Annotated in this window: 17 protein-coding genes and 3 pseudogenes; 12 read left to right on the top strand and 8 right to left on the bottom strand. The window is 71.0% G+C overall.

Features of this window, described 5'->3' with window-relative positions; translation table 11 throughout:
• From ACZ7NC_RS35055 to ACZ7NC_RS35035, 5 genes and pseudogenes are all read left to right on the top strand, one after another.
• Positions 1–428 (top strand): annotated as a pseudogene (locus ACZ7NC_RS35055) (alpha-1,4-glucan--maltose-1-phosphate maltosyltransferase); the annotation flags it as partial.
• A gap of 5 nt (positions 429–433) precedes the next feature.
• On the top strand, positions 434–2,152 hold the full coding sequence (gene treS / locus ACZ7NC_RS35050) for a maltose alpha-D-glucosyltransferase (protein ID WP_471494370.1): 1,719 nt from the start codon (positions 434–436) through the stop codon (positions 2,150–2,152).
• Positions 2,153–2,193: 41 nt separating this feature from the next.
• Complete coding sequence (locus ACZ7NC_RS35045) at positions 2,194–3,555, top strand: maltokinase N-terminal cap-like domain-containing protein (RefSeq protein ID WP_471494368.1); 1,362 nt, start codon at positions 2,194–2,196, stop codon at positions 3,553–3,555.
• 4 nt (positions 3,556–3,559) lie between these two features.
• On the top strand, positions 3,560–5,776 hold the full coding sequence (glgB, locus tag ACZ7NC_RS35040) for a 1,4-alpha-glucan branching enzyme (RefSeq protein WP_471494366.1): 2,217 nt from the start codon (positions 3,560–3,562) through the stop codon (positions 5,774–5,776).
• Positions 5,777–5,889: 113 nt separating this feature from the next.
• Positions 5,890–7,797 (top strand): AMP-dependent synthetase/ligase, encoded by a 1,908-nt coding sequence (locus ACZ7NC_RS35035; RefSeq protein WP_471494363.1) that lies wholly within the window; start codon positions 5,890–5,892, stop codon positions 7,795–7,797.
• Between the two features lie 16 nt (positions 7,798–7,813).
• Here the strand turns inward: ACZ7NC_RS35035 and ACZ7NC_RS35030 are convergent, their stop codons facing one another.
• A complete protein-coding gene (locus ACZ7NC_RS35030; RefSeq protein WP_471494361.1) occupies positions 7,814–8,365 on the bottom strand; it encodes a fibronectin type III domain-containing protein in 552 nt (183 codons plus the stop codon).
• A 10-nt stretch (positions 8,366–8,375) separates the two neighbouring features.
• Complete coding sequence (locus ACZ7NC_RS35025) at positions 8,376–8,978, bottom strand: hypothetical protein (protein WP_471494358.1); 603 nt, start codon at positions 8,976–8,978, stop codon at positions 8,376–8,378.
• 331 nt (positions 8,979–9,309) lie between these two features.
• Between ACZ7NC_RS35025 and ACZ7NC_RS35020 the strand changes: the two genes are divergently transcribed.
• From ACZ7NC_RS35020 to ACZ7NC_RS35005, 4 genes are all read left to right on the top strand, one after another.
• On the top strand, positions 9,310–10,704 hold the full coding sequence (locus ACZ7NC_RS35020) for an NAD(P)/FAD-dependent oxidoreductase (protein WP_471494356.1): 1,395 nt from the start codon (positions 9,310–9,312) through the stop codon (positions 10,702–10,704).
• 68 nt (positions 10,705–10,772) lie between these two features.
• Positions 10,773–13,010: an FUSC family protein gene (locus ACZ7NC_RS35015; RefSeq protein WP_471494354.1), complete on the top strand. Its 2,238-nt coding sequence runs from the start codon at positions 10,773–10,775 to the stop codon at positions 13,008–13,010.
• 36 nt (positions 13,011–13,046) lie between these two features.
• On the top strand, positions 13,047–13,268 hold the full coding sequence (locus tag ACZ7NC_RS35010) for a hypothetical protein (protein WP_471494352.1): 222 nt from the start codon (positions 13,047–13,049) through the stop codon (positions 13,266–13,268).
• Between the two features lie 301 nt (positions 13,269–13,569).
• A complete protein-coding gene (locus ACZ7NC_RS35005) occupies positions 13,570–14,025 on the top strand; it encodes a cyclic nucleotide-binding domain-containing protein (protein WP_471494350.1) in 456 nt (151 codons plus the stop codon).
• On the opposite strand, the pseudogene ACZ7NC_RS35000 reads toward ACZ7NC_RS35005, so the two are convergent.
• Positions 14,024–14,403, bottom strand: a pseudogene (locus ACZ7NC_RS35000) (hypothetical protein); the annotation flags it as partial. The gene ACZ7NC_RS35005 and the pseudogene ACZ7NC_RS35000 sit on opposite strands and share 2 nt — an antisense overlap.
• Positions 14,404–14,413: 10 nt before the next feature.
• Complete coding sequence (locus ACZ7NC_RS34995) at positions 14,414–15,028, bottom strand: LysE/ArgO family amino acid transporter (RefSeq protein ID WP_471494348.1); 615 nt, start codon at positions 15,026–15,028, stop codon at positions 14,414–14,416.
• Positions 15,029–15,094: 66 nt separating this feature from the next.
• Between ACZ7NC_RS34995 and ACZ7NC_RS34990 the strand changes: the two genes are divergently transcribed.
• Positions 15,095–16,003, top strand: coding sequence for a LysR family transcriptional regulator ArgP (locus ACZ7NC_RS34990; protein ID WP_471494346.1), 909 nt, complete (start codon positions 15,095–15,097; stop codon positions 16,001–16,003).
• An 86-nt stretch (positions 16,004–16,089) separates the two neighbouring features.
• Here the strand turns inward: ACZ7NC_RS34990 and ACZ7NC_RS34985 are convergent, their stop codons facing one another.
• A complete protein-coding gene (locus ACZ7NC_RS34985; protein WP_471494344.1) occupies positions 16,090–16,794 on the bottom strand; it encodes a TetR/AcrR family transcriptional regulator in 705 nt (234 codons plus the stop codon).
• 123 nt (positions 16,795–16,917) lie between these two features.
• Between ACZ7NC_RS34985 and ACZ7NC_RS34980 the strand changes: the two genes are divergently transcribed.
• Positions 16,918–18,135: a saccharopine dehydrogenase family protein gene (locus ACZ7NC_RS34980; RefSeq protein WP_471494342.1), complete on the top strand. Its 1,218-nt coding sequence runs from the start codon at positions 16,918–16,920 to the stop codon at positions 18,133–18,135.
• A gap of 106 nt (positions 18,136–18,241) precedes the next feature.
• Positions 18,242–18,475, top strand: a complete 234-nt coding sequence (locus ACZ7NC_RS34975) for a WhiB family transcriptional regulator (RefSeq protein ID WP_471494340.1) — start codon at positions 18,242–18,244, stop codon at positions 18,473–18,475.
• Between the two features lie 39 nt (positions 18,476–18,514).
• Here the strand turns inward: ACZ7NC_RS34975 and ACZ7NC_RS34970 are convergent.
• The 3 genes and pseudogenes from ACZ7NC_RS34970 to ACZ7NC_RS34960 all read right to left on the bottom strand — a co-directional run bounded on the left by ACZ7NC_RS34970 (position 18,515) and on the right by ACZ7NC_RS34960 (position 21,786).
• Positions 18,515–20,322: pseudogene (locus tag ACZ7NC_RS34970) on the bottom strand (sensor histidine kinase).
• Positions 20,319–21,014: a response regulator transcription factor gene (locus ACZ7NC_RS34965; protein WP_471494338.1), complete on the bottom strand. Its 696-nt coding sequence runs from the start codon at positions 21,012–21,014 to the stop codon at positions 20,319–20,321. Before ACZ7NC_RS34965 ends, ACZ7NC_RS34970 begins: the two are co-directional and overlap by 4 nt.
• A gap of 28 nt (positions 21,015–21,042) precedes the next feature.
• Positions 21,043–21,786 (bottom strand): hypothetical protein, encoded by a 744-nt coding sequence (locus ACZ7NC_RS34960; protein WP_471494336.1) that lies wholly within the window; start codon positions 21,784–21,786, stop codon positions 21,043–21,045.
• Positions 21,787–21,867 lie beyond the last annotated feature (81 nt).

Raw genomic sequence — 21,867 nt, 5'->3', positions numbered from 1 at the left:
TCGACTCGGAGAAGTACCAGATCCGCCCCCGCGACTGGGAGAGCGCCGAACGCGAGGGACGCACCATCACCCCCCTGCTCACCCGCCTCAACGCCATCCGCAGGTGCCACCCCGCCCTCCACCGGCTGCGGAACCTCCGCTTCCACCACACCGACAACGACGCCCTCATCGCGTACAGCAAACGCACGGGTCCGGACACGGTTCTGGTGGTCGCCAACCTTGATCCACACCACACCCAGGAAGCCACGGTCTCGTTGGACATGCCGCAACTCGGCCTGGACTGGGACGCCTCCCTTTCCGTGCACGACGAACTGACGGGTGAGGCGTACCGCTGGGGCAGGACCAACTTCGTACGCCTCGAGCCCGGCAGGGCGCCCGCGCACGTGTTCCACGTCCAGGCATCGCCACCGCAGATCGGAGGGTCTTGAGCGCCATGACCGTCAACGAGCCCGTGCTGGACACGTTCGAGGACACTCCTGCCAAGGACCGTGATCCCGACTGGTTCAAACGCGCCGTCTTCTACGAGGTCCTGGTCCGCTCCTTCCAGGACAGCAACGGCGACGGCGTCGGCGACCTCAAAGGCCTCACCGCCAAACTCGACTACCTGCAATGGCTCGGCGTCGACTGCCTGTGGCTGCCGCCCTTCTTCAAGTCACCGCTGCGCGACGGCGGCTACGACGTCTCCGACTACACCTCCGTACTCCCCGAATTCGGCGACCTCGCCGACTTCGTCGAATTCGTCGACGCGGCCCACCAGCGCGGCATGCGGGTCATCATCGACTTCGTCATGAACCACACCAGCGACCAGCACCCGTGGTTCCAGGAGTCCAGAAAGGACCCCGACGGCCCCTACGGCGACTACTACATGTGGGCCGACGACGACAAGCAGTACGCCGACGCCCGGATCATCTTCGTCGACACCGAGCCCTCCAACTGGACGTACGACCCGGTCCGGGGACAGTACTTCTTCCACCGCTTCTTCTCCCACCAGCCGGATCTCAACTACGAGAACCCGGCCGTGCAGGAGGAGATCCTGGCCGCCCTCCGCTTCTGGCTGGACCTGGGAATCGACGGCTTCCGGCTCGACGCGGTGCCCTATCTGTACGCGGAAGAGGGAACGAACTGCGAGAACCGGCCGGCCACCCATGAGTTTCTGAGGCGGGTCCGCCGCGATATCGACGCGATGTACCCGGACACGGTTCTGCTGGCCGAAGCGAACCAATGGCCCGAAGACGTGGTCGACTACTTCGGCGACTACTCCAGCGGTGGCGACGAGTGCCACATGGCCTTCCACTTCCCCGTCATGCCGCGCATCTTCATGGCGGTGCGCAGGGAATCCAGGTACCCGGTCTCGGAAATCCTCGCCAAGACCCCGGCCATTCCCTCCGGCTGCCAGTGGGGCATCTTCCTGCGCAACCACGACGAGCTGACCCTGGAGATGGTCACCGACGAGGAACGCGACTACATGTGGGCGGAATACGCCAAGGACCCCCGCATGCGCGCCAACATCGGTATCCGGCGCCGACTGGCACCCCTGCTGGACAACGACCGTCATTCGATCGAGCTGTTCACCGCGCTGCTGCTCTCCCTGCCGGGCAGCCCGATCCTGTACTACGGCGACGAGATCGGCATGGGCGACAACATCTGGCTCGGCGACCGCGACGCCGTGCGCACGCCCATGCAGTGGACCCCGGACCGCAACGCCGGCTTCTCCACCTGCGACCCCGGGCGGCTCTGCCTGCCGACCATCATGGACCCGGTCTACGGCTACCAGGTGACGAACGTCGAGGCGTCCATGGCCTCGCCGTCCTCGCTTCTGCACTGGACCCGCCGAATGATCGAGATCCGCAAACAGAACCCGGCGTTCGGACTCGGCTCGTACACCGAACTCCAGTCGTCGAATCCGGCGGTCCTCGCCTTCCTGCGTGAGTACGAGGACGACCTGGTCCTGTGCGTGCACAACTTCGCGCGCTTCGCGCAGCCCACCGAGCTCGACCTGCGCGAGTTCGACGGGCGCCACCCGGTCGAACTGTTCGGCGGCGTGCGATTCCCGGCCATCGGCGAACTGCCGTATCTGCTGACCCTCGGGGGCCACGGCTTCTACTGGTTTCGGCTCACCCGAGTCGCATCCCGCATCGGCAGACGACTTTGAGCGTGAGCTTCGAGCGTGTGCCGAGGAAAGGAGGCGTCACCATGCAGAAGACCGCATCTCCCCGACCGACCCGTACGGTCGACGCCAGCCCGATGGCCTCACTGGCCGACCTGCTGCGCGAGTGGCTGCCACGGCAGCGCTGGTTCGCGGGCAAGGACCGGCCCGTCACGGACCTCGCGCTGCTGTCGATGACGGAGGTGTTCCCGGGCTGTCTGCATCTTCTGGTGCACGCCGGCCACTCCGCGGTGCCCTCGCCCGGCGGCGCTCCACCGGCCGGCGACTGCTACCAGCTGCTGCTCGGCGTACGGCAGCATCTGTCGCCACGCCTCGGGAAGGCTTTCATCGGCCGTGCGGAAGAAGGACCGCTCGCCGGTCTGACGGTCTTCGACGCGCTTCAGGACCCCCGCTCGGCCCAGCTGCTCCTGGACCGGCTGCGGCACCCCGGCACCGCCGGGCCGCTGCGCTTCGAGGCGGACCCGTCCCTGTCGGTGCCGGCCGGGCTCGTACCCCGGCTGCTGGACGCCGAGCAGTCCAACTCCTCGCTGGTGTACGGCGACTCGTACATCCTGAAGCTGTTCCGGCGCATCCAGCCCGGTGTCAATCCCGACCTGGAGCTGTCCGGCGCGCTGGCCCAGCAGGGCTGCGGCCGCGTACCGGCCCCGGTGGCGTGGTTCCGGACGACGCATCCGTGGGAGGCGACGCTCGGGGTGCTGCAACCGTTCCTGCGGGACGCCTCGGACGGCTGGACGCTGGCGCTGGACGCGCTGGCCTCGGGTCACGACTTCACCGCGGAGGCCCGTCAGCTGGGGCAGGCCACGGCGGAGGTGCACCTCGCACTGGCGTCGGCGTTCCCCTCCGGGTCGCACGCCGAGAACGGCCGTACCGCGGCGGCGATGACCGAGCGCCTGGAACTCGCCGCGCACTTCGTGCCCGCCCTACGGCCCCATGTCCCCGGCCTGCGCACCGCCTTCGGCGCCCTGGCCGGCTGCGATCCCGGGCCGGCCGCCCAGCGCATCCACGGCGACCTGCACCTGGGTCAGGTGCTGCGGGCCGGCCGGGAGTGGTTCGTCATCGACTTCGAGGGCGAGCCGTCCCGCCCGCTCGCCGAGCGGCGCGGCGTGCACTCCCCCGTGCGGGACATCGCCGGCATGCTGCGCTCCTTCGACTACGCCGCCCGGCAGCGCCGCCCGTGGCGTCCGGAGTGGGCGCGCCGCTGCCGGGAGGCCTACTGCGCGGGCTACGCCGCCCGCGCCGGGTGGGACCCCCGCAAGAAGCACGGGCTGCTCCGTGCCTACGAGACCGACCGTGCCGTGTACGAGGTGCTGTACGAGGCCCGGCACCGCCCCGACTGGTTGCCCGTACCGATGGCGGCGATCGAACGCCTCGCCGTGAGAGGAGCCTGACCCCATGGCCCTGCACGAGACCTCGCGCCCCGAGTCGGCCCGACCCGCCGGGTCGGCCGCCGCGCCCGCCCTCGACCCGGGCGACCGTGATCGCCTGCTGTCGGGCGCCCACCACGATCCGCACGCGCTGCTCGGCGCCCATCCGGTGCCGGGCGGGATCGCCTTCCGGGCGCTGCGCCCGTTCGCGCGGGCGGTGAGCGTGGTGGTCCACGGCGAGCGCACCGCGCTGGTCTCGGAGGGCGGCGGACTGTTCTCGGCCGTACTGCCGCTGGACGCGATCCCCGCGTACACGCTGCTGGTGTCGTACGCCGAGGACGGGTCCGACGAGCGCGAGGTCCACGACCCGTACCGCTTTCTGCCCGCGCTGGGCGAGTTCGATCTGCACCTCGTCCGCGAGGGCCGGCACGAGCAGCTGTGGAAGGCGCTGGGCGCCGAGCCGATGACCCATCAGGGCGTGGCAGGCACCCGGTTCACCGTGTGGGCGCCGAACGCGCGGGGCGTGCGGGTCGCCGGGGACTTCACCTGCTGGGACGGGACGGCGTTCCCGATGCGCTCGCTCGGGGCGTCCGGGGTGTGGGAGCTGTTCCTGCCGGGCATCGGCGAGGGCACCCGGTACAAGTTCGAGATCACCTCCCGGTACGGTCACCGCTTCCTCAAGGCCGACCCGATGGCGCGCCGTGCCGAGGTCCCCCCGGACACCGCGTCGATCGTGCACGCCTCGCACTACGAGTGGGGCGACGAGCACTGGATGGCGCACCGGGGTGACGTGCCCGTGCACCAGGCTCCCTTCTCGGTGTACGAGGTACATCTCCCTTCCTGGCGGCCGGGACTGACGTATCGCCGGCTCGCCGAGGAGCTGCCCGCGTATGTCAACGAGCTCGGCTTCACCCATGTCGAGTTCATGCCGGTCGCGCAGCATCCCTTCGCCGGTTCCTGGGGCTACCAGGTCACCGGTTTCTACGCGCCGGCCTCCCGGCTCGGTACACCCGACGACCTCAAGTACCTGGTCGACGCGCTGCACCGGGCCGGCATCGGCGTGATCATGGACTGGGTGCCGGCCCATTTCCCCAAGGACGACTGGGCGCTGAGCCGGTTCGACGGGGACCCGCTGTACGAACCCGGGGACGCGCGACGGGCCGAGCACCCGGACTGGGGAACGTACGAGTTCGACTACGGGCGCACCGAGGTGCGCAACTTCCTGGTCGCCAACGCGACGTACTGGTGCGAGGAGTTCCACATCGACGGGCTGCGGGTGGACGCGGTCGCCTCGATGCTCTATCTCGACTACTCACGGGAGTCCGGGCAGTGGGCGCCGAATGTGTTCGGCGGGCGGGAGGACCTGGACGCGAAGGCGTTCCTGCAGGAGATGAACGCGACCGTGTACCGGCGCAATCCCGGTGTCGTCACCATCGCTGAGGAGTCGACCGCCTGGGACGGGGTGACCCGGCCGACCGACAGCGGCGGACTGGGCTTCGGGCTGAAGTGGAACATGGGCTGGATGCACGACTCGCTCCAGTACATCGCCAAGGAGCCGGTGCACCGCAAGTACCACCACAACGAGATGACGTTCTCGATGGTGTACGCCTACAGCGAGAACTACGTGCTGCCGATCTCCCACGACGAGGTGGTGCACGGCAAGCAGGCGCTGGTCTCCAAGATGCCGGGCGACTGGTGGCAGCGCCGCGCCAACCATCGTGCGTACCTGGGGTTCATGTGGGCCCATCCGGGCAAGCAACTGCTCTTCATGGGGCAGGAGTTCGCGCAGGGCGCCGAGTGGTCGGAGGCGCATGGACCGGAGTGGTGGCTGCTCGATGCCGGGTACGCGTCGGCGGGCGACCACCGGGGTGTGCAGGATCTGGTCGGTGACCTCAACATGCTCTACCGGGCGACTCCGGCCCTGTGGGAGCGCGACACCGACCCCGCCGGTTTCCGGTGGGTCCTCGGCGACGCCGCCGAGGACAACGTCTTCGCCTTCCTGAGGTTCGGCGCGGACGGCACCCCGCTGCTCGCCGTCAGCAACTTCTCCCCCGTGGTCCGCCATGACTACCGTCTCGCCGTCCCGGACTCCGTGATCGCCTGGCAGGAGGCCCTCAACACCGACGCCGCGCGCTATGGCGGCAGCGACGTCGTCCACCACGATCCCGTCAAGCCGGAGGACGGTCATATCCGCCTGACGCTGCCTCCGCTGGCGACGGTGTGGCTCCAGCCGTACCAGATGTGACTCCCGAGTTCTCCGTTCCCGACACCATCCGGTCTCAGCTGGGCTAGATTCGGGCAGCGCCGATAACGGAACTCGTCGGTGACGTCACACCCGGTACACATCTGGAGCAGCGCATGCGCGACCTCGGCCTCGCTCCCCCCACTGTCACGCCCTTGACCGGCGGCCTCGCCGACAGTGTCTTCGAGACGGCGGCCGTCACCCCCACACTGCCGATGCTCGCGCGCCGTCCCGACTTCTCCTCCGCCGCCTGGGAGGAGGTCACCGCCGCGGAGCTGCGCGACGAAGTGACGGATCTGGCCAAGGGTCTGATCGCGTGCGGTATCTCTCCGGGCCATCGTGTGGCCATCATGGCGCGCACCCGGTACGAGTGGACGGTGCTCAGCTACGCGCTGTGGGCGGTGGGCGCCGAGGTGGTGCCGATCTATCCGACGTCGTCGCGCGACCAGGTCGAGTGGATCCTGCGGGACGCCGAGTGCGTGGCCGTGGTGGTCGAGGACGAGCAGGCGATCATGACGGTCGGCTCGGTGTGCGGGTCGCTGCCGCGGCTGCGCCATGTCTGGCAGCTGGACGCGGGCGGGCTCCAGCAGCTCGTGGAGCGCGGTGAGTTCGTCCCGCTCGCCACGGTCGAGTCGCTGCGCCGGATCGTGCTGCCGGACTCCACCGCGGCCGTGATGTACACCTCCGGCACGACGGGCCACCCCCTGGGCTGTGCGCTCAGCCACCGTGGACTGGCGAGCGCCTGCGACACGCTCCTGGCGGGCTGGGGCCATACGGTGATCCCACCCGGCGGGCAGCAGGCGTCGGTCCTGGCCTTCCTGCCCTTCTCCCATGTGTACGGGCTCCTGGTGCAGGCCCTGTGCATCCGGGGCGGCATGCTGATGGGGCACGAGCCCGACCTGAGCGAGGCGGCGCTGTCGGCCTCGCTGCGCACCTTCCGGCCGACCTGGTTGTGCGCCGTACCGTCGATCTTCGAGAAGATGTACAAGAACTTCCTGCGGGTGGCCCAACAGGCGGGCCGCGGCGCGTTGTTCGAGCGGGCCGCCGACACGGCACGGGACTTCGCGGCGGCGCTGGAGCGCCATCGGCTCGGCGGCGGGCCCGGGCCCGGATTCGATCTGCGGCTGCAGCACGCCCTGTACGAGCGGACGGTGTACCGCAAGCTGCGGGCCGCGCTCGGCGGCAGGGTGGTCCGGGCGACATCGGGCGGCTCGTCCCTGAACCGTGAACTGTCCCTGTTCTACGAGGGCATCGGCATCTACGTGAACGACGCCTACGGCCTCACCGAGACCTGCGGCGGGGTCACGGCGCAGCCGGTGGGCCGGGAGATGTCGGGGACCGTCGGGCAGGCCCTGCCGGGCATGGACATCCGGGTGGCCGACGACGGGGAGATCCTGGTGCGCGGGCCCTCGGTGTTCCAGGGCTACGTCAACGACGAGGCCTCGACGCGGGCCGCGCTGTACGGCGGCTGGCTGGCCACCGGCGATCTCGGGCGGCTGGACTCCGACGGCTATCTGACGATCACCGGGCGCAAGAAGGACGTCATCATCACCAGCAGCGGCAAGTGCGTCTCCCCGGCGCTGCTGGAGCAGCGGCTCAGGATGCATCCGCTGGTCCATCAGGCGGTGGTCGTCGGTGACAACCGGCCGTGTGTCGGGGCACTGATCACCCTGGACCCCGACTTCCTGGCCTACTGGCGTGACTCCCTCGCCGTGCGCAGCGACGCACGGATTCGCGAGGCGCGCGAGGAGAACGCGCTGCGGGAGGAGATCACCCGGGCCGTGGCCGCCGCCAACAGCGCGGTGTCGCGGCAGGAGTCCATCCGGGTGTTCCGGGTGCTGCCGGAGCCGTTCGATGTGGCCCGCGGTCTGCTGACGCCGTCGATGAAGCTGCGCCGGGACGAGATCGTGCGGCACTACGCCCTCCAGATCGACGCGATGTACCAGGCGCGTTCACGGGCGCCCCGGGAGCAGGTGGCGGACGAGTTCGCGCACTGGGACGACACGGACAACGTCTTCGGCTGAGCGCGGCTGAGCGCGTCTATTCGCCCGTGGTGAGCCGTACGACGTTGGAGCGCTCTCCGAGGACGAAGGCGCGGACGCGGTAGGCGGCGTGCCGTTCGTCGGGCAGCGGGACGAAGTCGGTGGCCTCGGTGTCCGGGGCGAGGACGGCGACGGGGTCGTACCGGTCGCCGTCCCGCTCGCGGATCTCCAGGAGGAAGCCGTCCTCGCCGGAGGAGCGGTCGGTCCAGGTGAAGCGGAGGCCGTCCGGCCGGTCGGCCCGGTGCGGGCGGACGGTGGGACCCCGGTAGGACCGCAGCCGGTAGTAGAAGGTGGTGTGCGGCATGAGGTCGGGGTGGCGATAGCTCGTCACCTGGGGGGCGAGGTACTGGAGGACGGTGTAGGGGCCGGCCTCCTCGGTCGCGAACTCCAGGACATGGCCCGCGATTCCGGGCCGCTCGTCCCGCCAGTCCAGGTCGATGTCGGTGGGTGTGGTGAGGGCGCCTCGCAGCGGCTGTTCCGTGTCGGCCGAGCAGGCCGGCAGCGCCAGGATCAGCGCTGCCGACGCTGCGATGCGCGCCTTTCCTCGCATACGGCGGCCGCTACTTGCGCCAGAAGCGGATGTTGCTCCACTCCACGGTGGCCGTCCCGTTCCCGCTGTTGGTGCGATAGGCGCCGAACTTGTCGTAGAAGCTGCCGCCGGGGCTGGCGTAGGTGTGCTTGAGCGAGCCGTTGATGTAAGTGCGGTGCTCGGCGCCGACCTGGTGGACGGTGTTGACGCGGACGGTGGCGCCGACCGTTCCGGCGTTCGAGAGCGTGGTGCCCCCGTGCACCGCGTACAGTCTGCCGCCGCGCTCGACGGCGAGCATGAAGTACGGGCCGGAGCCCGACTCGTGGAAGGTCTGCTTGAGGCTGATCCGGGTGCCGCTGAGGCTGGTGATGCGGAAGTAGCCCTCGAACTGGTGGGTTCCGCCGGTGTAGGTGGCATAGCGACGTTCAGCCCGTTGGTCGCCGCTCGCGGTGGAGCAGGTGAGCCGGAAGGTCAGGCCGTCGATCTGGCCACAGCCCCGTTCCTGCTCGCTGTAGCCGGGGGACACCGACTGCCAGCCGCCGGGCTCGACTTCGGCGAAGGCGTGCGGGGCGGCGAGCAACGACGTGGCGCACAGGGCGGTGGTGACGGTGAGGGTGCGCAGGCGTGGACGCATCCTGCCTCCTGTCGGACGTGGGGGGTGGGCCGCACCTCACTCTTGGCCAACGATTGGTCATGTATATGAACTGCGGTCCCTCATCTGGATGAGCGCTACGGACGTTAGGTTCAGACCAATCACCCGTCAAGAGATCGTGCGGACACGTCTTTCACTCCCGAACCGGTGTGCCCCGGCACCGGTTGGGGCAGGGTGGCTCACGACGGGTTCATCTGCCTGCCGCACCCGGCTGGCGGAACGACCGGTGGCGCGGTGGGATCGATGCGTGCGAAGCAGCGATCCAGGGGCAGGCGAACGACGTCGAGGCAAACCGCCTGGAGCCGCAGAAGGGATGATCACCGTGACACGACCCAGGATCCTGGTGGTTGGCGCAGGCTTCGCCGGAGTCGGATGCGTTCGCCGGCTGGAACGCAAACTCTCCCCCGACGAGGCCGAGATCACCTTGGTGACGCCGTCCTCCTACCAGCTCTACCTTCCGCTGCTGCCCCAGGTCGCCTCCGGCGTCCTGACCCCGCAGTCGATCGCCGTGTCCCTGCGCCGCAGCCGCAGGTACCGCACCCGGATCATTCCGGGCGGCGCCATCGGCGTGGACCTCGCGAGCAAGGTCTGTGTCGTCCGCACCATCACCGACAAGGTCGTCAACGAGCCGTACGACTACATCGTGCTGGCCCCCGGCAGCATCACCCGCACCTTCGACATCCCGGGGCTGACGGACCACGCGTACGGCATGAAGACGCTCGCGGAGGCCGCATACCTGCGCGATCACGTCATCTCACAGCTGGACCTGGCAGACGCCAGCCAGGACCCGGACGAGCGCGCGGCACGGCTGCAGTTCGTGGTGGTGGGCGGCGGATACGCGGGCACCGAGACCGCCGCGTGTCTGCAGATGCTGACACACAACGCGGTCAAGCGCTATCCACGGCTGGACCCGCGCCTGATCAAGTGGCATCTGATCGACATCGCGCCGCGGCTGATGCCCGAACTCGGCGAGAAGCTCGGCAAGGACGCCCAGGAGATCCTGCGCAAGCGCGGCATCGACATCTCCCTCGGCGTGTCCATCGCGAAGGCGGGTCCCGAGGAGGTCACCTTCACCGACGGCCGGGTGGTGCCCACCCGCACCCTGATCTGGACCGCCGGCGTGGTCGCCAGCCCGCTGATCGGCACGCTGGGCGCCGAGACGGTGCGGGGCCGGCTCGCGGTCACGGCCGAGATGAACCTGCCCGGGTCCGACGGAGTCTTCGCGCTCGGCGACGCCGCCGCGGTCCCCGACGCGGCCAAGGCCGAGGAGGACGCCGTCTGCCCGCCCACCGCCCAGCACGCGATGCGCCAGGGCAAGGCCGTGGCCGACAACGTGATCGCCGCCCTGCGGGGGCAGCCCCTGCGGCAGTACCGGCACAAGGACCTCGGCCTGGTCGTCGACCTCGGCGGCCGCGACGCCGTCTCCAAGCCGCTCGGCATCGAGCTGAAGGGCCTGCCCGCGATGGCCGTCGCCCGCGGCTACCACTGGTCGGCGCTGCGCACCAACGTCGCCAAGACCCGTGTCATGACGAACTGGCTGCTCAACGCCGTGGCCGGCGACGACTTCGTGCGCACCGGGTTCCTGTCGCGCAGTCCGGCCAAGCTGAAGGACTTCGAGTACGTCCACGCGTATCTGACGCCGGAGCAGCTGCGGGCGCAGATCGGCGGAAAGGACGGAGCGGGGACCGCCGAGGGGACGGATGAATGAGGTGACGGCCCCGGCCGAGCCGGGGCCCACGCCCTGACCACGAAGAGAGCGGGAGAGAGTACGACGGCGTGAGGGCAGCGGGAGAGCCGGTCCGGCCGGGGTTGCGCCACCGTGTCGCCGCGTCGGATCCCGGGCTGCTGAGGCTGACGGCGGGCCTGCGCGCGGCGGGCTCGATCGCCCTCTCCGTCGCCGTGCTCGCCCTGCTGGGCACCGACGTGACCCATCTGGTGTCGGGGGCGCTCGCGGCGATGGTCTCCACCTTCGCCATCCGGGAGAAGCAGCGCGGGCAGCAGGCGCTCACGCTCGCCGTGGGACTCCCGGTGGCACTGGCGTCCATGACCCTGGCGGCGGCTCTGCACAGCAATGTCGTGGCCGGGGACCTGGTCTTCGTCGCGCTCATCTTCTGTGCCGTCTACGGCCGCCGGTTCGGCGACCGCGGCACCGCGCTCGGTCTGATCGGCTTCCAGATCTACTTCATTTCCCTCTTCGTCGGCGCGACCGTGAGCGATCTGCCCGAGCTGTTCCGCGCGGTCGCCGTGGCCTTCGCGTGCAGCGCGGTGGTGCGTTTCCTGCTCGTCCCCGAGACGCCGACCGGAGTGCTCCAGCGGCTGCGCGAGGCCTTCCGCGCCCGGCTGGCCCAGCTGCTGTCCGCCCAGCTCGACCTGCTCGACGCCGGTCCCGAGGAGGCGGACCGGGCCTTGGAACATGTGCGCGAGGGCACCGCGCGCCTGCATGAGACGGCGCTGCTGATCCAGGGCCGGCTGGACTCCGGGGCCGTCGATGAGGCGGCGGCCCGGCTCGTCCAACGGCGTGTCGCGGACGCGGAGATCGCCGCCGAGCGCCTGGGGCTGTCGCTGCTGCGCGCACGCGGCGCCGAGCGGGTGGACACGCTGGCCCTGCATCTGCCGGGCGCGCCCGTCCCCTCCGGCGGGCGGCAGCCCGTACAGGACGCGGCGACCGCGACCCTGCGCCGGGACCTGGAGGCGCTGCGCCTGCTCGTCCTGCGCCCCGTCGCCGCCGGAGCCTCGGTGTCCCATCTGCGCAACCGGCTCCTCGGCTACCGCGACGAGGAGAACCTGCCCGCCGCCTCACCCCCGGTGCAGGACGTCTTCCGGGCCATCGGCGAGAGTGCGCGTGCCGTGCTCGGGCTGCGCATCGCGCTCGGCGCGGCCCAGGACGAGTCGGACGACTCCCCGGCCACCGCCCGTTCCCGCGAGGAGCTGGACGCGGAGGACGCCGTGCTCGACGCCGAGGAGGAGGCCCCCGCCGAGGAACCCACCGGGCTGCGGCGGCCCACCACCCGTGCCGCGGTGCAGGTGGCCGTGGGGTCGGCGCTGGCCATGGTCGGCGGTGAGCTGCTGTCCCGCGACCGCTGGTACTGGGCGGTGCTGACCTGCTGGATCGTGTTCCTCAACACCGCTTCCACCGGCGAGATCCTGGTCAAGGGCTACCGCCGTCTGCTGGGGACCGTGTTCGGTGTGCTGGCCGGCATCGTGCTGGCGGGCGCCGTCGGGCACCACACCTGGACGGCGTTCGCGCTGGTGCTGCTGTTCGTCTTCGCGATGTTCTACTCGGCACCGCTGTCCTACACGCTGTCGTCGTTCTTCGTGACCGCGGCACTGGGCCTGCTCTACACCCTGCTGCACACCTACAGCCTCTCGGTGCTCGTGCTGCGCATCGAGGAGACGGCGCTCGGCGCGGCCTGCGGAGTGATCGCGGCGGCCTTCGTGCTGCCGGTGCAGACGGACCGCCGTACCAACGAACTCCTCGCCACCGTGCTGGAACGGCTCGGCGACGTCACCCGCAGCGCCGTCGAGCAGCTCAGCGGCGGGCCGCCCGTCGAGCTGCTCGACGAGGCGCGCGAGCTCGACCAGGCGCTGGCCGACCTGCGAGCCGCCACCCAGCCGCTCACGCATCCGGTGACACCACTGCGGGCCCGACGGGAGACCGCCCGCTATGTCGTGGCACTGCTGGAGACGTGCGCCTACCACGCGAGGACGCTGGCGGCGACCGCCGAGCTGCTGCCCACCCACCCCTCGATCGCGGCGGATCCCCGGCTGCGCCGGGCCGCGGGGCGCATCGCGCACAACCTCGACGCGATCACCGCGCACGTCACCGACGAACACGCCAAGGACGAGATCGAGACCGGACCGAGCATCGCCTCCCTGCTGGGGCCGTCGAGTCCCGGCGCCCCGCGCTACGGCCGGGTCACCGATCGCGTCCTGCGGCATCTGCAGCGCCTCGACGAGGGCGTGACCGGTCTGGCCCGTCCGCTGGGCGTGCCCGTGCGGACGCCGGACGGATGACCGCACGTCGGCCCGATAACTGGGTACGCGGAACTCATGACCGATGTCGTGGACTCAGACGAACTGCTGCGACGGATGCAGCGCGCCAGGGCCTGTGCCCGGCAGGAGGAGCGGACATGGCGGGCACGAAGCGAGACGTTGAGGTCGACCGATCCGGAGGCGGCCCGCGACGCCGGCGTACGGACGCTGGCCTACGAGACCGTGCTCACGGTGCTGGACGAGATCCTGACTCCGGGCAAGCACGCCGAGCGGACCTGACACCCGCACCTGAGTGAAACCGGTCACGTACCCCGGTCTCGCTTACGCGCAACCCCCGTAGATGGTTTACGGTTCATCCATACGTGGTCTCGGGGTAGACAGCATCCGTCCCCCCTGCACCACCACCTACGGCCCTGGCTGGCCTCCCCCGTCCAGCCAGGGCTTTTTCATGCCCTCGTCGAGCCGCGGGCGAGATTCCGTCGGTCATCGCCCTCCGCCGAGGTGCTCAGGGCGGCGGCAGCCGGAAAATGGACGCAGGGAACGCACCGGAACCTCAGTCCTCGGCGAGGAGCCCCGTGTCATGACCAAAGCGATCAAACTACTCACCGCCCTTCCGCCACCGCAGCGCGGGCATCTGATGTCGCTGGCCCGGGAGGTCTCCTTCCCGGAGGACGCCCGGATCTTCGAGGCGGGCGGCACGGCCGACCGCTTCTGGGTCATCCGCTCGGGCGCCGTCTCCCTCGACCAGCGCGTGTCGTCCCTGCAGCGGGTCACCGTCGCCAGCCTCGGCGCGGGTGATCTGCTCGGCTGGTCCTGGCTGTTCCCGCCGTTCCAGTGGGACTTCGGCGCGGAGGCCTTCAGCCCGGTGCGTGCCTACGAGTTCGACGCGGCGGCGGTGCTGCGGCTGTGCGAGGAGAAGCCCGAGCTCGGTCTGACGCTGGTACGGCACGTCGCCGAAATCCTCGCGTACCGGCTGGAGATGACCCGGGGCAAGCTGATGGAGCAGTACGGGCAGCGCCGGCGCAGTGTGCTCTGATCACCCCGCGGAAGACCATGGAGACCATGTCGGCGACCCCGGCGAGGGCCACAGGCCGCCGCTCAGACCGAATCCGGACGATGGCGGCGCCCCAGGCACGACCGCACCGATCACCGTCCGGCCGTGCCCACGGGCCCGGGAGAAGGTACCGGAGAACAGCTCACCGGCCATCGCGCCGATCGGGATCGCCGCGAACAGCAGCCCGAGGGCGAGCCTTCGCCGTACGACGCGTAGGTCTGGCTCGCCGCATGCCCCGCGTCCCCGCCGCGATCTCCCGTACGCCCGCGCGGCGTTGGACGATGGCCGCAGTTCGTCGGCCGGCACCAGGCGGGCGATGGAGGCATTGCGGGCGGGGGCGTTGATCCCCCAGAACGCCTGGATCGGCGTCTCAGCTTCCGGCGATGAGGGAGGCGCCGAGGGCGATCATCGTCGCGGCTATCACTCCGTCGAGGACGCGCCAAGCGACCGGCTTGGCGAGGTGGCGGCTCAGCAGGCCCGCCCCGAAGCCGAGCGCCGCGAACCAGCACAGGCTGGCGAACGCGGCGCCGAGGCCGAACGTCCAGCGCAGCGGGCCGCGGTCGGCGGCGATCGTGCCGAGCAGGAAGACGGTGTCGAGGTAGACGTGCGGATTGAGCCAGGTCATCGCGAGGCAGGTCAGCACCGCCCGTCGCCGTGACCCCGCCGCGTCGCCGTCCGTCAGCAGCGCGCCGCCCGGCTTGAAGATCCGGCGTGCGGCGAGGGCGCCGTAGCAGAGGAGGAACGCCCCGCCGATCCACGCGACCGCCGTCAGCACCCCCGGCCACGCCACGACCACCGCTCCCACGCCGGCCACGCCCAGGGTGATCAGCAGGGCGTCGGACAGGGCGCAGATACCGACGACGGCGAGGACCGCGTCGCGGCGGATCCCCTGCCGCAGGACGAAGGCGTTCTGGGCGCCGATGGCGACGATCAGGGAGAGGCCGGTGCCGAATCCGGCGACGGCCGTGGTCAAGGCGTTTGTCATGCCATTGACGCTAGGGAAGCGTTCTCTCGACGTACAGCTAAAGATTCTTACGTATCTTTAGCAGATATGAAGACTGAGCTGACCGAGCTTCCCCTCGACCAGGTGCGGACGCTGCTGGCGGTGGTGGACGAGGGCACCTTCGACGCGGCCGCCGCGGCGCTGCATGTGACGCCGTCGGCGGTGAGCCAGCGGGTGAAGGCGCTGGAGCAGCGCACGGGGCGGGTGCTGCTGGTGCGGACGAAGCCGGTGCGGCCGACCGAGTCGGGCGGGGTCGTCGTCCGGTTCGCCCGCCAGCTCGCCCGGCTGGAGCGCGACGCACGGGCCGAGCTCGGGCTGAGCGGTGCCGGAGACGCGACCCGGGTGTCGATCGCGGTCAACGCCGACTCGCTGGCGACGTGGTTCCTGGCGGCGCTCACGCGGGTGCCCGAGGAGCCGCGGCTCTGCTTCGAGCTGCGCCGGGAGGACGAGAGCCGTACGGCGACGCTGCTGCGGGAGGGGCTGGTGATGGCGGCGGTGACGTCGTCACCGGACGCGGTGGCGGGCTGTTCGGTGCGACCGCTGGGCCGGATGCGCTATCTGGCCGCGGCGAGCCCGGAGTTCGCCGACCGGCATCTCGGCGGTCCGCTGGGGGACGCGCTCGTGCGGGCGCCGGTGATGACCTTCGACCGCAGTGACGATCTCCAGGACGCCTTCGTCCGCGGGCTGCGGCGCACCCGTACGGGCGCGAGTACGGTACGGCACCACGTCCCCACCTCGGAGGGCTTCCTGTCGTCCGTGGTCGCCGGACTGGGCTGGGGCCTGCTCCCCGAGGCCCAGGCGGAACCGCACCTGCGGGAGGGCCGCCTCGTGCAGCTCGCCCCGGACCGCCCGGTCGACGTCCCGCTGTACTGGCAGCAGTGGAAGCTGGACTCGCCCGCGCTGGCGGCGGTGACCGAGGCGGTGACGGCCACGGCGGCGGAGGCACTGCGGCGCTGAGCGAGTCGAAGGATCGTCCTGCGGCAGGCACCACAAGGCGACCGGCCACGAGGGCGCCGTAGACCGAAGACGGCGGCGCGGCACCGTCAGCGGACCGCCTCGAGCCGGCCGGCGGCACTGTCGAGCAGCATCTCCAAGGCCGTCGGATACGCACTGTTCACCATCCGAGCAGCCAGCAGCGAAGCCGCCTCGGCGATCCGGGGATGCGTCGCGCGAGGCAGCCGCGCATACGTCGACCGCCACATGTCCTCGTCGGCGCGCAGCGCATCGCTCGGCAGGGCCAGCGACGCCGCGTCGAGCGCCGCGAAGGCCAGCGTCTGGTCGATGAAGGCGTGGTAGATGCGGACGGTGTCCGGCAACGGGAATCCGGCCCCGCGCAGGATGTCCAGCACGGCCTCGTCGGCGGCGAGTTCGTTGGACCGGCCGGTGACCCGGCTGGTGGTCAGCACGGCGGCCTGCGGATGGGCCAGATACGCGGCGTGGATGCGCAGGCCGACGGCGCGCAGGTCCTCACGCCACTCCCCCGTCGGCTCCCAGCCCTCGAGCGCCTGGCCCATGAGGGCGTCGCCGATGGCCAGGGTCAGATCGTCCATGCCGCGGAAGTACCGGTACAGCGTGCTCGGGTCGGCGTCGAGCGCCAGGCCGAGACGGCGGGCGGTGAGCCCGGCGCTGCCGTGTTCGCGCAGTATGCGCAACGCCGTGTCGACTATCAGCCGCTCCGACAGCACGTTGCCACTCTTGGTGGGACGACGTCGACGCCGCTTTTCCTCCGGTACGACCGGTTTGGGCATCGCATCCTCCATCCTTACGCCAACGCCATTGACCTTACGCGAAGGGGCGGGGTTGTATCTCCGGCGGGGCCCCACCACGTCGTAGACCTTCAGTCGTAGACCTTCAGTCGAGGGAGACTTGTCATGCGTGTACTGCTCGTGGGCGCCGGCGGGGTGGGCACCGCCATCACCCGGATCGCCGCCCGGCGTCCGTTCTTCGAGGCGATGGTGGTCGCCGACTACGACCCCGCGCGCGCCGAGGCGGCCGTCGCGGCACTCGGCGGTGACGCCCGCTTCCTGGCCGAGCGCGTCGACGCGGGCGACGAGGCGGCGGTGGTCGCGCTGCTGGAGCGGCACGCGTGCGACGTACTCCTCAACGCCACCGACCCGCGCTTCGTGATGCCGCTGTTCCAGGCCGCGCGCACGGCCGGGGCCACATATGTCGACATGGCGATGTCGCTGTCGCGGCCGCATCCGGAGCGGCCGTACGAGGAGTGCGGGGTCAAGCTGGGCGACGCTCAGTTCGAGCAGGCGGCCGACTGGGAGAAGGCGGGTGCGCTGGCGCTGGTCGGCATGGGCGTGGAGCCGGGACTGTCGGACGTCTTCGCCCGGTACGCGGCAGACGAACTGTTCGACGAGATCGAGGAGATCGGCGTCCGGGACGGCGCGAACCTCACCGTGGACGGCTATGACTTCGCGCCGTCCTTCAGCATCTGGACCACGATCGAGGAGTGCCTCAATCCGCCGGTGGTCTACGAGGCCGGGCGCGGCTGGTTCACCACGGAACCCTTCAGCGAGCCGGAACTGTTCGACTTCCCCGAGGGCATCGGCCCGGTCGAGTGCGTGAACGTGGAGCACGAGGAGGTGCTGCTGGTCCCGCGCTGGGTCGACGCGCGGCGCGTGACGTTCAAGTACGGCCTGGGCGAGGAGTTCGTCAGCACGCTGAGGACACTGCACCTGCTGGGCCTGGACAGCACCGAGCCGGTGACGGTGCCCAGCGCCGACGGGCCGGTGCGGGTCTCGCCCCGGGACGTCGTCGCCGCGTGTCTGCCGGACCCGGCGACGCTGGGCGAGCGGATGCACGGCAAGACCTGCGCCGGCACCTGGGTGCGGGGGGTGAAGGACGGGCAGCCGCGCGAGGTGTATCTGTACCACGTGGTCGACAACCAGTGGTCCATGGCGGAGTACGGCAGCCAGGCGGTGGTGTGGCAGACCGCCCTCAACCCGGTCGTCGCGCTCGAACTCCTCGCCACCGGCGTCTGGTCGGGCGCGGGCGTGCTGGGCCCGGAGGCTTTCCCGGCCCGCCCCTTCCTGGACCTGCTCACCGTATACGGCTCCCCGTGGGGCATTCGGGAACAGTGACCGGATCTGCCGGGATCCAACGGGGTTTCACTTGCGCATCGACAGGCGACTCGAAAACGAGTAATGCATCCACCGAGGGCACGTTCGACGATCGCAGGTGACATTGATGGACAACTGGCGAAACCACGCCGCCTGCCGCCATGAGGACCCCGACCTCTTCTACCCGATCGGCACATCGGGGCCGACAGTCCTGCAGACGGAGCAGGCGAAGGCCGTCTGCCGGCGCTGCTCGGTCCGGGAGCAGTGTCTGCGCTGGGCGCTGGACAAGGACCAGTTCATCGGGATCTGGGGCGGCAAGAGCGAGGCCGAGCGAAGGGCGCTGCGGCAGCGGGCCGGGTGACCGACGGCCCCGGCGGGACATGTGTCGCGGCCGCCCGGCTCACTCCGGCGCCGGGGCGGCCGGCAGCCGCAGCGTGAACACGGAACCGGCGCCGGGCTCGCTCGCCGCCTCGACCGTGCCGTCGTGCGCGGCGACCAGGTGCCGCACGATCGGCAGGCCGAGTCCGCTGCCTCCGGTGCGCCTGCTGCGGGACTTCTCCGCACGCCAGAACCGGTCGAAGACGTACGTCAGATCCTCGGGGTCGATACCGGTGCCCGTGTCGGTGACGTCGAGGACGACGTCGTCGCCGTCGCGCCGGGCGGCGAGCGTCACCGTGCCGTCGGCCGGCGTGTGGCGCAGAGCGTTGGAGACGAGGGTGCCGAGCGCCTGGCGCATCCGGACGGGGTCGGCGTCCAGCCAGGGCGTGCCGTCCGCCGTGGTGCGCAGGGCGACACCGGCCGTGTCGGCGGCGACGCGGTGGGCGGCGGCGACCTGGTCGAGGAGTTCGTCGGCGCGGACGGGCTCGCGGTGCAGACGCAGCGTGCCGGCGTCGGCGGCGGCGAGGTCCTGCAGGTCGTCGATGACGCGCTGGAGGACGAGGGCCTCCTCGTGCAGGGAGGCGAGCAGTGCGGGATCCGGGTCGACGACGCCGTCGCGGGTGACCTCCAGCCAGCCGCGGATGTTGGTGAGCGGGCTGCGCAGTTCATGGGCGACATCGCTGACCATCGCCTTGCGCTGGGCCTCCAACCGCTCCCGGCGGTCGGCGAGTTCGTTGAAGGCCGCGGCGAGGATGCCGGTCTCGTCGCGGGTGGTGACGGGGACCCGCGCATGCAGCTCGGGCGGCTGCTGGGCCGCCTCGGTGAGCGCCCGCAGCGGCCGGACGAGCCGGGTCGCGACGCCGCCGGTCACGGCCACGGTGACGGCCAGGACGAGTCCGGCTGCGCCGACGACCTTGGCCTTGTTGGCCGGTGACATGTCGAACCGGACGGCGGTGGTGTCCCCGCCGCCCAGGAAGAGTTCAGCCACGGGAGCGACGTACGGGTCGAGTTGGGCGCGGCGTGCCGCGTCGACGCAGCGGTCCGCGTCGCGCAGCGCCGCTCGGTCGCCGGGCCGGGCCGTCTTGCCCATGAGGTAGCGGGTGCCGAGTTGCTTCTCGGTCACGTCGACCGCGACGAATGCGTCCGAACCGGGGCTCAGTCCGTGCCGGTCGAGACAGGCGCGGGCGCGCTCGTTCAGGTCGGACAGTGCCTTGTCCTCGGTCGGCGTGGGGGTGTTGAGCAGTCCGTCGGCGCACTCGTCGGGCACGACCCCACCCGAGACGGGTCCGTCGTGGTCGGTGACGACCGGCCGGCCGCTCGGCGTCTGCACGACGGTGGCCTCGTAGCCGTTGCGGGCGAAGCACCGCTGCCGCAGATCGGCGAGCTTCTCCAGCCGGGCCCGCTCCTCGTCGGTCACGCGGTACGGGCCCACGACGCGCGGATCGACTCCGCCGCGCTGCGCTCCCCGCTCGGTGTAGGTGTCGATGTGCAGGGGGTCGACGGTGGCGGCGGCGCGCGGCGGCAGTGAGGTGCCGCGCGGCGCCGAGTCGGCGATGGTCCGGCGGTCCGTGGTGGTGAGGGCGATCCTGCGGCCGGTCCGCGCGGACAGCTCACGGACCGTCTCCTCCACCCCCTTCCAGTCGGCGTGGGTGGCGGCATAGCCGCTGAGCCGGGCGAGGACGTCCATGTCCTCGGCGAGGACCTGTCCCTGCTCCTCCCGCAGCGCCCGGGTGGTGGTCTCCACCGCCAGCCAGGCCGTCGCCGCCTCAGCACCGAGGCGATCAGCAGCCGGACCAGCAGGCGCTTGCGCAGCGGTATCCGCGCGGTCATGCGCGGGCGCCGCTGAGCTTGTAGCCGACGCCGAAGACGGTCAGCAGCCGCGCGGGCCGGCGCGGGTCGGCCTCGATCTTCTTGCGCAGGTTCATGATGTGGACGTCGACGGCCCGTTCGGTGGAGGCCCGGTCGGTGCCCCGGGTGCACTCCAGCAACTGCCGTCGGGAGAAGACGCGTTCGGGTTCGGCGACCATGGCCAGCAGGATCTCGAACTCGGCGGGAGTGCACTCCACAGCCGCCCCGTCGCACCGCACCTCGTGCCGTACCGGGTCGACGGCGATCCCCGCCGCGCGTACGACGGGTTCCTCGCGCCGCCCGCCGGCCCGCCCGCTGCGCCGCAGCACCGTACGGATCCGGGCCATCAGCTCGCGCGGGCTGTACGGCTTGGTCATGTAGTCGTCGGCACCGAGTTCGAGGCCGAGCAGCACATCGTCCTCCGCCGAGCGGGCCGTCAGCATCAGCACCGGGACGTCGTCGTCCCGGCGCAGCACCCGGCACACCCCGAAGCCGTCGATCACCGGCAGCATGAGGTCCAGCACCACCAGGTCGGGCCGCCGGCGCCGGACCGCGTCCAGCGCGGCGGGCCCGTCGTGGACCACGGTGGCGGTGTGACCCTCCGCCAGCAGGGTGCGGCGGATGAGTTCGGCCTGCATCTCCTCGTCCTCGGCGACCAGCACATGTGCGCACACGCGGCGGAATCCTAAACGGCTCGGGGTCTCAGTGGGCCAGCGAGCCGGCGTCGCCCATGACGACGACGGGGTGCCGGTCGGGGTCGAGAGCGAGCAGCAGTTCCCTCATGTGCTCGCGCGCGATGCTGACGCAGCCCTGCGTGGGCCCGCCGTGGTCGACGTGCAGCCATATTCCGCCGCCGCGTCCGGCGCCGAGGGGGCGGGTCCAGTCGAGGGGGGAATTGCCGGGCTCGCGGTTGTAGTCGATGGCGATCACGTAGTCGAAGGAGCCCGCGAGGGGCTCGCCCTCGAAGCCGGTGCCGGTGGTGGTGAATCCGACGCCGTGGTCGTACGGCAGCCTGCTGCCGGGGTCGCGCAGCAGTCCACCGGCGTCCGTGAGGGTGAAGACTCCGATGGGCGAACGCAGATCGCCGGCGCGGTGCCGGTCGGTCCAGCCGCGCAGGGCGTTGTGGGCGGGCCACTCGGCGCCGGGCTCCCAGCCGGTGTCGGTGCGCTCGTACAGGACGACCTTGGACCGTGCCGAGTTCCTGCCCTGTCCGCTGACCACGACCACCTGCCGGGTCTCGGAAGGCAGCTTCGCCCAGGTCTCGGGGCCCAGGCCCGGCAGTCGCCGCAGCGCCGCGCCGAGGGCGATGTCGGGCTTGGGCCTGCTGGTCGTGGGCCCGGCGGCAGCGGGCTCGTGGTCCGGCGTCGCCGCGGCACCGCCGCCGCAGCCGGTCATCAGCAGCGAGGCGGCGGCCAGCAGGGCGACACGGGGCTTGTGCGTGATCATGAATAGACCTTGACCGACACTTGTGAGGAACTCGTCAGGTCCGACGGGTTGCCCACCCGCGCCGAGAGCACACACCCGAGA

The organism is Streptomyces sp. NPDC111802, from assembly GCF_055634335.1.
This window is presented reverse-complemented; position numbering and strand designations above follow the sequence as displayed.

Coding starts and splice junctions, on each gene's coding strand:
- treS (WP_471494370.1), top strand. CDS start 434: ATGACCGTCAACGAGCCCGTGCTGGACACGTTCGAGGACACTCCTGCC.
- ACZ7NC_RS35045 (WP_471494368.1), top strand. CDS start 2,194: ATGCAGAAGACCGCATCTCCCCGACCGACCCGTACGGTCGACGCCAGC.
- glgB (WP_471494366.1), top strand. CDS start 3,560: ATGGCCCTGCACGAGACCTCGCGCCCCGAGTCGGCCCGACCCGCCGGG.
- ACZ7NC_RS35035 (WP_471494363.1), top strand. CDS start 5,890: ATGCGCGACCTCGGCCTCGCTCCCCCCACTGTCACGCCCTTGACCGGC.
- ACZ7NC_RS35030 (WP_471494361.1), bottom strand. CDS start 8,365: ATGCGAGGAAAGGCGCGCATCGCAGCGTCGGCAGCGCTGATCCTGGCG.
- ACZ7NC_RS35025 (WP_471494358.1), bottom strand. CDS start 8,978: ATGCGTCCACGCCTGCGCACCCTCACCGTCACCACCGCCCTGTGCGCC.
- ACZ7NC_RS35020 (WP_471494356.1), top strand. CDS start 9,310: ATGATCACCGTGACACGACCCAGGATCCTGGTGGTTGGCGCAGGCTTC.
- ACZ7NC_RS35010 (WP_471494352.1), top strand. CDS start 13,047: ATGACCGATGTCGTGGACTCAGACGAACTGCTGCGACGGATGCAGCGC.
- ACZ7NC_RS35005 (WP_471494350.1), top strand. CDS start 13,570: ATGACCAAAGCGATCAAACTACTCACCGCCCTTCCGCCACCGCAGCGC.
- ACZ7NC_RS34995 (WP_471494348.1), bottom strand. CDS start 15,028: ATGACAAACGCCTTGACCACGGCCGTCGCCGGATTCGGCACCGGCCTC.
- ACZ7NC_RS34990 (WP_471494346.1), top strand. CDS start 15,095: ATGAAGACTGAGCTGACCGAGCTTCCCCTCGACCAGGTGCGGACGCTG.
- ACZ7NC_RS34985 (WP_471494344.1), bottom strand. CDS start 16,794: ATGCCCAAACCGGTCGTACCGGAGGAAAAGCGGCGTCGACGTCGTCCC.
- ACZ7NC_RS34980 (WP_471494342.1), top strand. CDS start 16,918: ATGCGTGTACTGCTCGTGGGCGCCGGCGGGGTGGGCACCGCCATCACC.
- ACZ7NC_RS34975 (WP_471494340.1), top strand. CDS start 18,242: ATGGACAACTGGCGAAACCACGCCGCCTGCCGCCATGAGGACCCCGAC.
- ACZ7NC_RS34960 (WP_471494336.1), bottom strand. CDS start 21,786: ATGATCACGCACAAGCCCCGTGTCGCCCTGCTGGCCGCCGCCTCGCTG.